This window comes from Flavobacterium lacisediminis, assembly GCF_025909975.1.
Classification (GTDB): domain Bacteria; phylum Bacteroidota; class Bacteroidia; order Flavobacteriales; family Flavobacteriaceae; genus Flavobacterium; species Flavobacterium lacisediminis.
In genome coordinates, this window is record NZ_JAPCIO010000004.1 from 78,646 (window position 1) to 93,634 (window position 14,989).

At 32.0% G+C, this 14,989-nt stretch carries 13 protein-coding genes; 5 read left to right on the forward strand and 8 right to left on the reverse strand.

All coding sequences use genetic code 11. The features are described from left to right. Positions 1-126: 126 nt before the first annotated feature. Together OJ995_RS07400 and OJ995_RS07405 are read right to left on the reverse strand one after the other, a co-directional pair. Positions 127-438 carry a hypothetical protein gene (locus tag OJ995_RS07400; protein WP_264368825.1) on the reverse strand — a complete coding sequence of 104 codons (312 nt, stop codon included), beginning with the start codon at positions 436-438 and terminating at the stop codon, positions 127-129. Positions 439-456: 18 nt separating this feature from the next. Further along, positions 457-780: a hypothetical protein gene (locus tag OJ995_RS07405; RefSeq protein WP_264368826.1), complete on the reverse strand. Its 324-nt coding sequence runs from the start codon at positions 778-780 to the stop codon at positions 457-459. Between the two features lie 131 nt (positions 781-911). Here OJ995_RS07405 and OJ995_RS07410 point away from each other — a divergent pair, with 131 nt between their 5' ends. Further along, positions 912-1,199 carry a helix-turn-helix transcriptional regulator gene (locus OJ995_RS07410; RefSeq protein ID WP_264368827.1) on the forward strand — a complete coding sequence of 96 codons (288 nt, stop codon included), beginning with the start codon at positions 912-914 and terminating at the stop codon, positions 1,197-1,199. 29 nt (positions 1,200-1,228) lie between these two features. On the opposite strand, the gene OJ995_RS07415 is transcribed toward OJ995_RS07410, so the two are convergent. Further along, entirely contained in the window at positions 1,229-1,486 is a 258-nt protein-coding gene (locus OJ995_RS07415; protein WP_264368828.1) for a hypothetical protein, read from the reverse strand. Then, positions 1,486-4,677: a type ISP restriction/modification enzyme gene (locus OJ995_RS07420; RefSeq protein ID WP_264368829.1), complete on the reverse strand. Its 3,192-nt coding sequence runs from the start codon at positions 4,675-4,677 to the stop codon at positions 1,486-1,488. The genes OJ995_RS07415 and OJ995_RS07420 overlap by 1 nt, the downstream gene beginning before the upstream one ends. 476 nt (positions 4,678-5,153) lie before the next feature. Between OJ995_RS07420 and OJ995_RS07425 the strand changes: the two genes are divergently transcribed. From OJ995_RS07425 to OJ995_RS07440, 4 genes are all read left to right on the forward strand, one after another. Next, positions 5,154-5,438: a hypothetical protein gene (locus OJ995_RS07425; RefSeq protein ID WP_264368830.1), complete on the forward strand. Its 285-nt coding sequence runs from the start codon at positions 5,154-5,156 to the stop codon at positions 5,436-5,438. A 72-nt stretch (positions 5,439-5,510) separates the two neighbouring features. Then, positions 5,511-5,795 carry a helix-turn-helix transcriptional regulator gene (locus OJ995_RS07430; protein WP_264368831.1) on the forward strand — a complete coding sequence of 95 codons (285 nt, stop codon included), beginning with the start codon at positions 5,511-5,513 and terminating at the stop codon, positions 5,793-5,795. Positions 5,796-5,891: 96 nt separating this feature from the next. Beyond that, complete coding sequence (locus tag OJ995_RS07435) at positions 5,892-7,040, forward strand: ATP-binding protein (protein WP_264368832.1); 1,149 nt, start codon at positions 5,892-5,894, stop codon at positions 7,038-7,040. A gap of 9 nt (positions 7,041-7,049) precedes the next feature. Further along, a complete protein-coding gene (locus OJ995_RS07440) occupies positions 7,050-7,742 on the forward strand; it encodes a hypothetical protein (RefSeq protein WP_264368833.1) in 693 nt (230 codons plus the stop codon). Between the two features lie 29 nt (positions 7,743-7,771). On the opposite strand, the gene OJ995_RS07445 is transcribed toward OJ995_RS07440, so the two are convergent. From OJ995_RS07445 to OJ995_RS07460, 4 genes are all read right to left on the reverse strand, one after another. Beyond that, on the reverse strand, positions 7,772-9,085 hold the full coding sequence (locus tag OJ995_RS07445; RefSeq protein WP_264368834.1) for a tyrosine-type recombinase/integrase: 1,314 nt from the start codon (positions 9,083-9,085) through the stop codon (positions 7,772-7,774). 279 nt (positions 9,086-9,364) lie between these two features. Further along, complete coding sequence (locus tag OJ995_RS07450) at positions 9,365-12,256, reverse strand: alpha-amylase family glycosyl hydrolase (protein WP_264368835.1); 2,892 nt, start codon at positions 12,254-12,256, stop codon at positions 9,365-9,367. 51 nt (positions 12,257-12,307) lie between these two features. Then, complete coding sequence (locus OJ995_RS07455; RefSeq protein WP_264368836.1) at positions 12,308-13,366, reverse strand: SusE domain-containing protein; 1,059 nt, start codon at positions 13,364-13,366, stop codon at positions 12,308-12,310. A gap of 18 nt (positions 13,367-13,384) precedes the next feature. Then, positions 13,385-14,989 (reverse strand): RagB/SusD family nutrient uptake outer membrane protein, encoded by a 1,605-nt coding sequence (locus OJ995_RS07460; RefSeq protein ID WP_264368837.1) that lies wholly within the window; start codon positions 14,987-14,989, stop codon positions 13,385-13,387.

A 14,989-nucleotide genomic window follows, 5' to 3' on the forward strand; every position in this document is an offset into this window, starting at 1 on the left:
TCTATTTTTTTTGTTCAAAATTAGGATGGTGTATTTTGCACAATTTTTTTAAATGATTTTGTTGGTTTTAGCTTTAGTGTTGGTGCTCACGTTTAAAGTATAGTCTATTTTTGATCAAATTGAGGGTTATTTCCCCTCAATCCAATCGATAACAGGAACCAACATATCACAATAAGCTCCTTCAAAAGTTTTAACCACTTCACGGTTCTTATTTATGAAAACTATTGTGTAATCATCCACCCAGCGTAAGCAAACTTTTACCCAACCTTGGTGAGTAAGTCCATTCACCTGAAATGCTAAACCACCTTGAAATTCTTTTGATTCGCTAATCGCAGAAAAATTTTTTGCTCCCCACGCCATTAGTGCCATGCGGTCAGCATATCTAATTTGATCTAGTATAGTTTGAGCGATTTCCATTGTTCTTGATGTTGTTTCCATTTTATTTTTCTTAAATGATTAGTCTAGTGAACCAAAACTTCTGATAAATTCTTCTTTCGTTTTGTGCTCGTAGTAACTTTCAAATTGAATAGCAGTAACTTTTCCTGTTTTGATTAATTCAGCTAAATGTTTTAATGATTTAACTCCCAAAATCCCTTCTGATGTCCAAACTTGGTTCACCCTGAAATCATTCCCTCTAGCTTCTTCATTAAGAATTGCGGAACCAAACTCTCTCAAATTAAAGTAAGGTCTGTAACCATGTGCATGAACTAACTGAAGAGTTAAACCTCTCAAATTTTCTTTGATTTCTTTAATTCCGTTTTTAAATTCTGTTGCAGTCATAAGTAAAGTGTTACTTGATTATTACACTACAAAGTAAAGTAATATTTTACTAAAAAACAAATAATACTTAATTTATTTTATTTAAAATAAAGTATTACTTGATTTTGTCTATATTTGTAAAAAAATTAAAAATGGATAAAATTCTAAAACTAAGAGTAAAAGAAATAATGACTCTAAAAGGAATTAGTAGGGAAGAATTAGCTAATAAGGTTGGAGTTTCTATGACCACAATTAGTAATATTAGCACAGAAACTAATTTACCTACTATAGATTTACTTCTGCAAATAGCTGAAGCTTTGGATGTAGATATTAGAGAAATGTTTGTGCCAACTAAAGGAAGCTTAGTTGTGCAAAGTCAAGTAGATGAAGCGAAAGAATTAATTGAAAAAGGATTGAAAATTTTAGAAGGTAAAAAATAGCTTAGTTATTACATATTTGAACCATTTGACTAGAATGGTAAAGGATCATCAATAGAGTAAAATTTCAAGTCATTTATTAAATATGGCTCTTGAATTAAAACGTATCCTTGAGTTAAAAATCTGTACTCTTTTCTCATAATATTTTCATATATCCTATCTGGCATGGAAATAATAGAATTTGTTTCTTTTTCATGAAAAACAAAACAGTTACTATTTGCACTTTCTAATTGTTCTATAGAATTACTCCTAATAGAATTTATTATTCTAGCTAGATCCTCTTTATTCATTAAATCTCTATTTTATCAATTTCCTTCATTATCCTATCCGTCTCACTTAACGCCACAATTATCTTTTGATAATGCAAAATATCTTCAAAACCTAGTTCACGGTCTTTGCGGTCTTTAAGCCATTTTTGAGCGGGTTGGTAGCCACCAATGTAAAAGTTCCAAGCTACTTCAGGAACGTTGGCGAAATATTGCGTTTCGTTAATATATACGTTTCCATTTTTGTAAACAGGTTTCTTTACAATATTGTCACCGTCTTCAGGATATTGAGTGATGTATTTTTCTACAATAGGACTTTCTAACAAATGTATTTGTCTTAGTTCTCCACCTAGTTGAACCAATTGCCAAAAGATGTTGGAATCCTTTGGATAAGGCACTCTAGGAAAATCTATTTTTAAAAATTCTTTATACGTTTCTCTGTAGGTTGGTGAGTGAAGCACCGCATAGATATAATCCAACAAATCAATTGGAGCAAACGTGGTTCTATACTCAGAACGAACGTCTTTATCATTTGCCAAACAAACATTGCCGTCTTCTTTCTCTGGTGTAAATGCTAACCCCAACCCTTTTGCTATCTCATTCACAATTTCCATGTTGAGATTGGGGGTGCGAACTTCTTCATCTAATAAAGTTGCTTGGTCAGTAATTTCAGGATAAAGATAAAGTGGAGCTAAATATTCTCTTCCTAAAGGGTCAATAACATAAAATCCTTCTGAAACTATGAACTTAGAAACAAAAATAAAATCATAACTATTTCCATATACTTTTCCAGTTCTTTTAAAGATTAGAGAATAATTATCTTTAAGCATTGAGCTCATAACTTGCCCTCTAGTTCTTCCTATAAATCCAGAAGATTTTCCAGTAAAATAAGTTTTTCTAAAATCAAAAAGCCTATAATTAATATTAGTAAAAACTCCTTTATTGTTTTTGATGTCAGTTATTGCACTATTTACTTTCCAACCTGCACTATCTTTTATGTTTAATTTAGAAGTTATTTCATTTTCATCAAATTCTTTAAATATATCAATTGTATTTTTGATTTCATTATCAGTAAATTTAATTGTTAACGAATCGTTTTTTGTTTGAATTCCTGAATTATATGAACTAAATAAAGAATCAATTGAAAAACCCGTTTCATATTTTTTTAAAATATTATAATTTTTTTGAATGAAAAAATAATAAGGCTTTTCATAATTTATTTTAGTCCATTTTAAGTCTTTTAAATTTTGATTCAAAAAATCATATTTAAATTCCCTTTTTCCGTATAAATCATAATTAAAAACTTCACCTAATTCATCTTTCTTTTTCTTTCCTGTTTTTATGAATAAGTTGATAGATACACCTTGCATGATATCAAAAACGTTTTGGTCTGGAGAGCCATCAGGTGAAACTTCTTTTTTCTTCGAGTTACCGTGTAAATCTAAAATATAGATTTTATCAAAACTTTCTAGTAAATGTTTTCGCATTTGACGGTGAGTGATTCCATCGATAAAGCTATTATTAGAAATATAAGCTAAAATACCTTCACCATTTTTATCAATAAAATGTTGCCCGAAACGAGTGAATTTTATATAATCATCATCAAGGTTGATTTTTCTTTCGTTCAAATCTTTTTTGTAATCTGCAATTAGATTTTGAATCCATTCGTTTTTATTAGTACTACTAACGGCATAAGGCGGATTTCCAATAACCACCATTACGGGTGCATCTCGTTTAATTGCATTAGCTTGGTCGGCTTCGTCACTTAACCAACTACTAAATAGGGTTTGGGTATCGGGGTGCGCTTCTTCTAATGAGTTGGTCAAAAATATTTTAAAACGTTGGTCGTCTGTGGGTTTGTAACCTGTTTCAGTGAGCAACATATCCATTTTCAAATGCGCCATAGCATAACTCGCCATTAGTAACTCAAAGCCGTTTAAACGAGGTATTAAGTCATTGGTTACATACTTGCTCCAAATCCCTTGTTGTCCTTCAAATTTCTTGTGTATGTGCTTCACTACCTCAGCAAGAAAAGTTCCTGTTCCTGTTGCTGGGTCTAAGATTTGTACTTTGTGAACTTCTGTTTCAGTTTCAACCTCTTTTATTTTGGAGTTGGCTCCTTTGCCTGTTTGCGTAACGGCTTTTTGTTTTATTTTAGTTTTACTTGTGTCCGCTAAACCTTGTGGTAAATTAAACTCAGTTTTTAAAATATCATCAACGGCACGAACTATAAAATTAACTACAGGTTGCGGAGTGTACCAAACGCCTCGAGCTTTTCTTAAAGCGGGATTGTATTCACCTAAAAACGTTTCGTAAAAGTGAACCACAGGGTCTTCCTGTTTAGTGCTTTTACCAAAATTACGCATAATCTGAGCCACATCAGAAGCCAAGAAAATATTAACTAATTCATCCACAATCCAAACCAATCGGGTATCTAAATCAAAACCCGCAATGTCTTGAAATAATTTTCTAAGAAATGGATTTGATTTTGGAATTAGTTCTCCAGCTTCCATTCTTGAAAATGTTGGTAAAGTAGGATCGTGGTAGCGAGCTGCAAACATACCGTAAGCAATTGTTTGAGCATAAATATCAGAAAACGCTTTATTATCGATGTCGTGAATCAACATTTGTTGAAACGATAACATTTGTGATTTTAGTTGCGAACGTTTGCCTTCTTGGTCGTCATGGCTTAACGATTTTTCAATTATATCCGCCATTAAGCGAGCCTTACCCGCCATCATTTGAGCCAATTTAGTTGGTGACTTAATGGTTTGGGAAATGGTTTCGGCAAAGTTTTTTATAAGTTTATTGAATTGGTCAAAGTTTTCCGTAATCGGAACGATGGAACCATTTTCAATTTTAGCAATAGCAATTTTGGTGGTTAGTTCTCCATCTTTATAAAAATGGAAATCCATGTAATCAGTAAAAATCAAATTTGATAATCCCGATTTATATCTATCAAACTGTTCCTTAAGTGTCTTGCTTCCTAAGTCTACTCCAATATCTTTCGCTTCAATATATCCTACAGGAACGTCTTTACGGGTCAATACATAATCAGGTGCGCCACAATCAACTCGAGCGGGTTCGTTTGTTACTAATACATCAGGTAAAATTGCCATGATGAGGTTTTGAAGGTCACCACGATAGGAATGTTCTCGAGCGTTTCCTGTTTTGTAAAGCGTGTTTATTTTGTCGATGTATTGAGAGAGTGTCATTTTTTGATAGAATTTGTGCCAAATTAAGACAAAAAAATATAGTATAAAAGCGTTATGAAACTAAAACTCGCTTTTTCAGAATTTTTAAAGTAAGAATATTCTTGTTTTTTATAGCAGTAAAGTTCGATAAAAATAGGCTGAAATAAAAAAAATTAGTTAAATTATAATGAAACATTGTGTTTTTTGTTATAAATATAACTTTCTATTTCTCTTAATAAATTGAAAATCAATAAAATAAGTTTAAATAAACTTATTTAAATCAAAATTTTAAACTAACTAATCTGAAGCAAAAAAAGTCGATTTATTGCGCCAACTTTGTAAGGCTTGAGCGAGTAAAAATTGATAATCGATTATCATAATTATTTATTTATAAAAATTTTTAAATTATGAAAAAAATTAATGAAGCGTCATTAAGAATTGACGCAGTTGCGCTGTTAAATGTATTAAAAACAGCTAAATGATTAGGGGCTTTTAATGTGGAGTTTTGTTCTGAAGCAGAAATTAAAAGTGATTTTTTGCATTCAAATGTGTTTTCAAAGCCTGAAGATGTTGAAGGAAATTTATTCGGTTTATCACCTGTATTCTTTTTATTGGATAAAATGGGTTTGAGTTTCGTTGTCGATATTGATAAGGGGTTTTCTCCAAGTTATGTTTTTATACAGTTCGAATACATATATGATTTAAGACATTTTTATCTTGAAGTTTTAAGTGTAGACGAAGATGAATTTATTGCAATGGTAGATTTTAGTGAGTTTTGTTAATGTGCTAAAATTAAAATTTAAAAACCGTAAAAAGTAATTATTACGGTTTTTATAACTAAAACTTATGTTTAAATGGAAGGTAAATTATTAAATGAAGATTTTTTAAACAGTATCATTAAGAGCCGAGTGGATTCGGTTCTTAGTGATTTTGTTTCTGAACTTCAAAAAGACCTTTCGGCAAACTATTACTTAGATGATAGCTTACTAACCAAACACGAAGTGGCAAAAAAGTTAAACATAAGTATCAGACAAGTTGACAATCTTAAGAATAAAGGAAAGCTAAAGTCATGCCTAATAGGAAAATCAGTAAGGTTTAGAAATTCTGATGTATTAAATTATATTAAATCTTTAAGTTAGTAGTAATAGTAGTAATTTTTCTGAAAATTTTGAGAATTTAAGCATTAAACGATAACATATCAAAAAAGTTAATTAATTTCGCGTAAAATTTATGTTATGCAAATTATTGGCGTTACTTATTCTCAATTCAAACACACCGAAAATTTTTGGAATTTAAATCCAATTAGTTTTGAAGGAATAAATCTATTAGTAGGTAAAAATGCAAGCGGTAAATCAAAAACTTTGAGTTTAATTAATGGCTTAGCGAATAATTTAGCTGAAAATAAACCACTTAATTTTACAGAAGGAGATTTTGACTTTACGTTCCAAAAAGATGATATTACATATCAATTTTTATTAACAGTTCATGAAGGTAACATAACTAGTGAAATACTTAAATCAGGTTCAAAAACATTAATAGAAAGAGATCAAAATGGGAAAGGGAAAATTTTGTCTTATAAAGGAGATTATCATGAATTTGAGATTCCAACAAATGAATTAAAAATTAACAGGAGAGATAAAATTAATTATCCATATTTGGAAGATATAAATTTTTGGGCAATACATACGAGAATTTTTCAATTTAGTGATTCTTCGACAAAGACAGTTTTAGGTTTAAAAGATCCAAATTTAAAAGAATCTGAATTTAATATAAAGGATACCAGAGGAACCATTCCAACTTTTAATAAGGGATTAAAAACTTACGGGAAAGAGTTTTTAGATAAAATAATTACTGATTTTACTTCTATCGGATTTCCAATTACAGATATTGATTTGGGACCATTGAGCGGTTTTACGATTTCTATTGCGGAAAATCCAAATGCTATAATAACAGGTGTAAGGGTTAAAGAAAAAGATCTTCCTTGTTGGACAGATCAATTAGGAATGTCTAATGGTATGTTTAGAGCCCTTTCAATTATCATTCACTTTAATTATTATGAATTAGAAAAAATTCCTGGATTAATTTTAATTGATGATGTCGGTGAGGGTTTAGATTTTGAAAGATCTACAAATTTAATCGATCTACTTATTTCTAAAGCAGAGAAAAACCCTAATATGCAACTCATAATGTCTACTAATGATAGTTTTGTAATGAATAGTGTGGATTTGAAATACTGGCAAATAATTGATCGAGAAGGTAATCAAGTTAAATATTATAATCACAAAAATTCTCCCGATACATTTGGTAATTATAGTCTTACGGGGCTAAATCATTTTGATTTTTTTGCTTCAGGTTTTTTCAAAAACGGGTTTTCAGAAGAATAGACTAAATTTATGAAAATAGCTTTATTTGTTGAGGGATTTACGGAAATGCTACTCGTAAAAAATATTGTTCTTTATAATTATGGAGCTGCAAATGTTTCTTTTTACTTATATAAGTTAAGAGGTGGAAATAAAATTCCCGTAAGAGTTACATTACGTGAACAACATGAAGCTACAAGTGGAACCCCAACCCATACTTTTCACATATACGATTGTGGTGGTCTATCAACTATCCGTTCAATGATTAATCATCAGAGAAACTCATTACACAAAAATCAATTTAACAAAATAATTGGAATTCGAGATGTACATCCTGAAGATAAAGCTACTATACCACTATTAAGAAAACAACTTCCTTACAGAGTTCCTCAAAAACCCATACCTACAAGCTTTTTATTGTGCATAATGGAGACAGAAGCATGGTTTATTGCAGAGGAAGCTCATTTCCAAAAAATTTCTCCGAAATTAACTAAGCAGTTCATATTACAATCAACAGGTATTGATATTGATACGGTTAATGTTGAAACATTCGATTGTCCTTCGGATAAATTAAATGAAATTTATTCTCACGCTGGAGAAACTTATGATAAAACTGAAGCAAGTATTCAGCGAACGGTAAATGCAATAGAAATCATCAATCTAATAGAGGTTTTATCTCATCGAATTCCAGGACTCAAAGAAATATTAGATGAAATATTGATATAAAAAACCACCACTAACAGCAGTTTGCAAGATTAGCTGTATAATTTAGCCCAAAGTTGGCTCAATTTTTCTGCATGATGTTTAGGTGTGATTTTTATATAATCTAAAAATTGTTTTTCTGTTGTGTGCCCCGTAATTTTCATAATTGTCAAAGTGTCAATTTTACCATAAAGATTAGATGCAAATGATCTTCTACAAATATGACTTGTTACTAATTCCCATTTAGGGTATTTGCCCTGTTTTTTGCGATGTATTTTTTTTCCTTCTCCATCAAGAATAATTTCTCCCTTTTCGTTCTTCAAGACTTGATTTTTTGAGCCATCAACTAACTCGTTAAATCCAACTTTTTCAGCGACTTTCTTAATGTAATCATTAAAGTTTTGGTCGCTAATTTTTCTCGGGAATTCACCATTTCTTTTGTCAAGTATTTCTTTAACGTGTGGATGAATTGGAATTGTTACGGGAATGTTGGTTTTAAAATTGGTGTTGTCTATGAAGCCTTCTTTTATGTCTTTTTTAGTTAATTGAAGCAAGTCTGAAACTCTAAGACCAGTCCATACTCCAATAATTAGCCAATCTCTAGCATTGTCTAAATAATCTACATCAAATGTATGATTTCGTATCTTTTCAATTTCTTCTTCATTAAAGTATATGTCTTTTGGTTTAAATGAAGGTGAGCTAAACTTTTTATCTTTAAAAGAAGGATTCACTTTATAGCCTAATCTATCGGCTTCTCTTAAAAATGCTTTCAGATTTGTAATAATTCCTTTGATGGTGTTTTCTCCCAAAAATTCTTCGGATCTTAAATATTTTATAAACTCAGAATGAAAATTAAAATCAATTTCAGTAAGGTTTATTTTTTTTCCAATGTAGGTTTCAAATGCTTTTAACTTGTTGGATGAATTTTGGTAATCCTGTACAGTTCTCAGATTTAATTTTTCACCTGTTTTAGAATTGATTTTAAATACGGCTTCTTTAGAGAATTTGTCTGAAAATGATGTAAGAAAAACTTTTATGTCATTTTCGTTATGGCTCGGCTTGTTATGAAAGTTTAAGATGAGGTTTTTTAACCAATTTATTTGTATTTTTATCCCTTTGTGGTTGTCCTCATTATAACGATTTATGATTTCTTCTTTAAGTTCCGATAATTGAGGATTAATTTTGTTTCGATAATCTCCAGAATCAAAAGTAGCTTTTACTTTTTGTTTAGGATTGCTCCAATCCTTTTTTGGGATCAAAAATTGCGTTGGTGTTTCACAATCAAAATCGGTTCCTCTGAACCTAACATATATTTTAGTTGGGTCATTTTTTGCTTTTAAATTTATTTTAAATGAAACTGTTGCCATAAATCAAAGATAAAAAATTTCCCCCGTATTTCCCCCAAAAAGTTTGTATTTGTGTGCTACTCTGTGCAAGTAAACTTTTTAAAAATTGCGTAAAGTATTGATATTAAAGAGAAATATAATTTCTATCTCTGCACAGAAAAGCATAAAACACATAGATTAGAGTCCTTTTACCCGCACTGAAAGCTCTAACTAAGGTTAGGGCTTTTTTATTTTGGATATTATAACCATTAAAAAAGCCGCTTGATAATTCAAGCGGCTTTTTATTAACTAACAATAAATTTATTCTTTTATTAATTTCTTTGATTGGCTTGTACCGTTAACATCTGTTATTTTTATTAAATACATTCCAGTTTCAAGATTTGTAATATCTAATTGCTGATTGGATAGTACATTAGCGAATGATTTAATCAATTGACCTGTTATTGTATAAACTTCTACTTGATTCACATCTGCTGAAAGTGCAAAACTGTTTCTTGTAGGGTTAGGAAAAATCAAGACCTCGTTTTTTATAATTTCTAAATCATTTGAGGATAAGGTTGAAGGTCTATTTCCATAAACTCTAAATTGACCTGGTGCTAAAGTAATAGTTGCTGTTGGACTTGTTATTGTTACAGGAGTATTATCCATTAAATTATACCAAGTCATAGGGTAGGAGTATACATCTGTAGGGAAACTTGGATTTATACTTTGATTTCCTACTGAAAAGTTAGCAATAACTACTACGTTACGCAATTGGGTTGTTGGGAAAGTATTGTTGTACACGTATAATCTTTGACGAATGTTACTTCCATCAGGGCTAATTGCAAAATCAGAACTAAATACAGGTTCAGAAGTTTTTAGACTAATTAATTTTGACCAATCGCTTAAAATAGCTGTTCTTCTGGTATCTGACAACCAGTTTTGAGTCCATTGTACTTGCTCTTTCGTATCTAATTTACAATCACCAGGAAAAAAAGTACCTTCATCATTAACGGTTCCATTTGCACAGGTGTAAATTGATTGATTGTTTCCTAATTCAGCAAAATGCCAAATCATTTTTGGACCGGGAACAAGAATACTCATAGCTCCTATGGCGCCCATTCTAGCTAATGCATTTGTTAGATTCCCGTTTACAGGAGCTGTTCCACCACCATTTCCATAAGTTACGGCTTCATACATCATTCTATCTTTATCATGACTTTCTGGATAGCCTATCAATCTCTTTCCGGTAAATCCGCGACTTGTATGGCCCATTCTCGAAATATTTTGTGTAGAAAATCCCATAGCAAGTTCTTTGTATTGTGAATACATTTCACCCCACATCATAATTCCTTTTCCTTCACCTAATCTATAATTTGCCCATTGTTGCTCTTCATTGTCTGTTCCTAAATGCTCAAAAATCACATAATGGTCATTATCTAAACTCCAAGAATAATCTGCGTATTCTTTTAACACATCCACTCTGTCTTGTTGATATGCATTTGTACAAGCATCATCTCCACCTGTACAGTTTTGTGTAAATCCTTTTGTTAAATCCCAACGGAAACCATCAATTTTGTATTCTGTTATCCAATGTTTGATTGTTTGTTTTACATAGTTTCTAGTTAGTGTTGAAGAATGATTAAAATCTTCTCCTACGCTATAACTGTGTCTTGCTGTGGTGTTGAAATAAGGATTATCACTAGCTGGTCCGCCCCAACCGTCTCCATCAGGATCGTTCATCCACATTCTTACCATAGGATTTCTTCCAAAAGCATGATTAAATGCAATATCTAATATCACAGCGATTCCATTTTGATGACAGATGTCTACTAATTCTTTGAACTTTTCTGGAGTTCCGTAGAATTTATCCAAAGCCATATGAAAAGCAGTATTATAACCCCAACTTTCATTTCCTTCAAATTCCATTATAGGCATTAATTCAATAGCGTTTATACCTAAGTTTTTGAAATATTGAATTCTATCAATTAAATCTTGAAAGTTTCTATCTGCATCAAAATCACGAATTAATAGTTCGTAAACGACTAATTTATCTTTGTTAGGTTTTGTAAAGTTAGTTACTTGCCAGTTATAAGGAGTTGTTCCAGTTTTAAACCAAGTTACCTCTCTTTCTTGTCCTGATGGATATGCAGGTAAATTTGGAAAAGTAGTGTTTGAGATCCAAGGATCATCATAAGGTGATAATACCATGGTTGAACATGGATCAGCTGCTTTTACTAAAGATGGTGAATTTGCAACAGGTGTTTGATCTACAACCCAATATTGATACGTATTATTAGCGCCTGGAGTTAATCCCGTAAGTTCTAACCAAAATTTTCCAGTTGTGGGATCTTTTTTCATCGCATAACTAGAATTCGGATTATAGTTATTAAAACTACCAGCAACATATACAAAATCTTTACCCGGTGCTTCTAATACTAAGGTAGCCCTAGTGTTATCGGTAGTATTATAATTGATTCCGTTAACTAACCCTACAGGTATAGCTTGTGAAGTACTACCTGGATTTACGATTACAGAAAATCTTCTTGTAATTGTTGAGACACCTAATGTTACTTCTAATTCATAACTTGTGTTAGTTGTAATGTTGGTGTGGTTAAAAGAGTAATTTGAGGTTGTGTTAGTGTTTATACTTGTTCCATTTGCCTTTAAATTGTAAAAAGCATTTCCACCGGTATTAGTTGCAGCAATGTTTAAATTACCTCCAGAATTAATAATGGTTGCACTATTATTAGTTGGAGCTGTTAAGTTAACTTGAAAAGTACCTACATTGAAGATAAAATCACCACATGATGGAGGTAGTTTTAAAGTTTGGCTTCCATTAGCATTCCTAAAAACCATTCCTAATTTTGTAGCATTAGCTTGTTGTGTACCATTTAAACCAAAATATGTACTAGGAGTTAAAGTTATACTCCATGTTCCATTTCCGTTATTAGTCATTAATCCAACACTATCATCTTGACCCCAGTTTCCTACTACTGAAAAACCAAAAGCATTACTGTCGTCACCAATTCCTGCGTGCATGTATACTTTAGTTGGGGTTGTACCCATAAGATTACAAGCTTGTGCTGCTGTTGAAACTGTAATGGTTATCTGATCCGTAACATTAAAACTGCTAGGGGTAATAGTTACTTGTGCGTTAGCAAAGTATAGATTGCTTAACGACAGTATTAATATAAATAATATTTTCTTCATAGCTGTAAATGGAAAAAAGGGCTGCCTTTAAGCAGCCCTTTATAATTTAAATTAAAGAGCAATTAACTCGTAAGTGTATTTTCTAGGATTAGATAAATCTAAAATAACTTTGTAATTTCCTGCAGGACCTGAGAATGTCAAGTCTCCACCGTCAACTAAGAACCCATCAGCATTTACTGTACCTAAATCAAAACCATTGCTCCATGCATTGTTACCTCTAAATTTAAATGCTCCAGGGACTAAAGCAATGCTAGCAATTTCTAATTTTTTAGTTGTTGAATTGTAAGTTAAATCTGTGTCAGAATCCCATCCTGTAGGAGTCGCTGCGCCAATGATTCCCCAACTAACTGCAGTTGTTGTATAAGTTAATGTTCCAGTATTGGCTCTTACTCTGTAATATCCAGTTACTGCTGAACAGTTAGATTCTCCTGTTTCTGCTAAAATTCCTGAAAAATCACCATTATCTCCCCAGTCAGTATTACCCCAATCGTAAACTCCTGATCCATTAGGTCCTACAAATTTGAATTCACCATCAAGCCAAACATAGCCTTCATAATCAGTTTGCCCAAATCCTGAAGCAGCAATTCTTGGTGCTGTTCCCGGGCTCCATCCTTGGTGATTTCCTGGTACCGCAAGTTGTGGTAAGTCTGTTGTAAAAGGAATTACTGTTATAGTTACTTTATTTGATCCCATTAAATCAAAACCTGAAGCACTCGAAACAACTCTAACATCAAAGTTAGTTGCAGAATATGGATTTGCTCCCAATGCCAAGCATGCGCCGTTTAAAGTTTCTTGTGATACTGAAAGTTGTAATGCTCCAGTAGTACCTCCTAAGTTTTGTGGTGCTGAGAAATCACCACCTTCAACATCGATTTCTAATGTGTAACTAATCGCAACATCTCCATTATAATTTGCTTTTGACCAAACAAATCGTTCTGCCTGTTGTGTCATATTTGCAGGAGATAAAGTATATGTGCTTCCTGATTCTGGAGCAGATAAAATAGGTGAATCAACACCTTCAATTACTGGTCTATCTTGAACATCGTCAACACTACATGATGCTACAAGAGCAGCAAATAATATAAATACTGATTTTAATATATTTTTCATATTGCTTTTTTTTAATTATTAATAACCTGGGTTTTGAATTAATTTTGGATTAACATTAATCGCATCTTGCGGTATAGGGAAAATATTTCTGTAAGTTGGTGTAGGTGCTCCTGTTGGTACATTGCCTTTCCATGGCCAGATATATGAACTTCCTGTGAATTTACCAAAACGAATTAAATCTGTTCTTCTATGTCCTTCCCAATGAAGTTCTCTTGCTCTCTCGTCTAATATAAAATCTAGTGTTAAATCACCACTAGAGATGTTACCTGTAGTATTGCCATATGCTCTTTCTCTTAATGCGTTAATATATCCAACTGCATTTGAACTAGAGCCACCTCCACCTCTTACAAAACATTCAGCATACATTAAGTAGGCATCAGCTAAACGGAAAACAGGAAAATCTGTATCAACAAAATCACCAGCAGCATCTGACCCTTGATTCCCATTAATATCTACATTTCTCCATTTTGAAATAGCATATCCATCTGTAAATGTTCCAACATTTGCAATCTCAAGTGCTTGTCCAGATGTATAAAATTGTTTTCTTGAATCAGAATTCATGCCATTAAACTTATTTACAAAAGCTGAAGTAGTTCTTAAACCAGCCCATCCTCCATTTATTCCAAATTCAGATGCTGTCATACTACCTCCAACTGGAGCATGAGTTAAATAAGTTGTTCCACCATAAGTTTTTGTGTTTAATCCGTCAAATGCTATGGCAAAAATAAATTCATTTTGGGCACCATTAGTATCATTATCTGCTAAAAATAAATGTCTATAGTTTGGATTTAATGTATATGATGTTTCAGAAATAACTTTGTTAATGTAAGTCATTGCGTCAGTATATCTATTTACTCCCACATATACTTCAGCATTCATTAAAAGTTTTGCTTTTAACATCCATGCTGCGGCTTTGTCAACTCTAAATTGTTCATTTGAGTTTGGAGCCATTAAATCAGCTTCTAAATCACTTAATTCAGACTCAACAAATGCAAATAACTCAGCTCTTGTTGCGTAATCTGGCAAGTGATATTCTGTTGTAGAGTCTTCTGTTTCAAGTGAAGCTCCCCCGAATAAATCAATAATATGCCAGTAGCTCAATGCTCTCAAAAATCTAGCTTCAGCACGATAAATTTTTATGTCATTTCTTACGCTTCCAGTAATACCTCTAGAATCTAGTTTTGCATCTGTAGTTTGTCTTAAATACTCATTACAATTTGTAACTTGATAGGCTAATCTATAGAAAGTTGCTTTAATAAACCCATCTGAAGGAGTCCAAGTATGCCAATGAAAATCTTTAATTGTTGCATCATTCCATGCGATAATAGCTTCATCAGTAGTTAGTTCTTGGAAATTCCAATAGTTTCTCACATATTGACTAAATCCTTCGTCAATTCCAGCAACATCTCCATTTCCAGCTGGACCTTGTTGTCCAGTGGTAGCCAAGCCAGCATATAGTTTTGCTAAAAATTGTTTATAAGATGCTGGATCTCTGAACAATTCTTCTGCTGTTTGTTGCGATCCTTCAGGTTCTGTACTCAGTTCATCTACACATGAGGTAGTAATTAGAGTTAAAACAAAAACTGAAGCTAAGCTAAAAAGTTTTAATTTTAAATTTTTCAT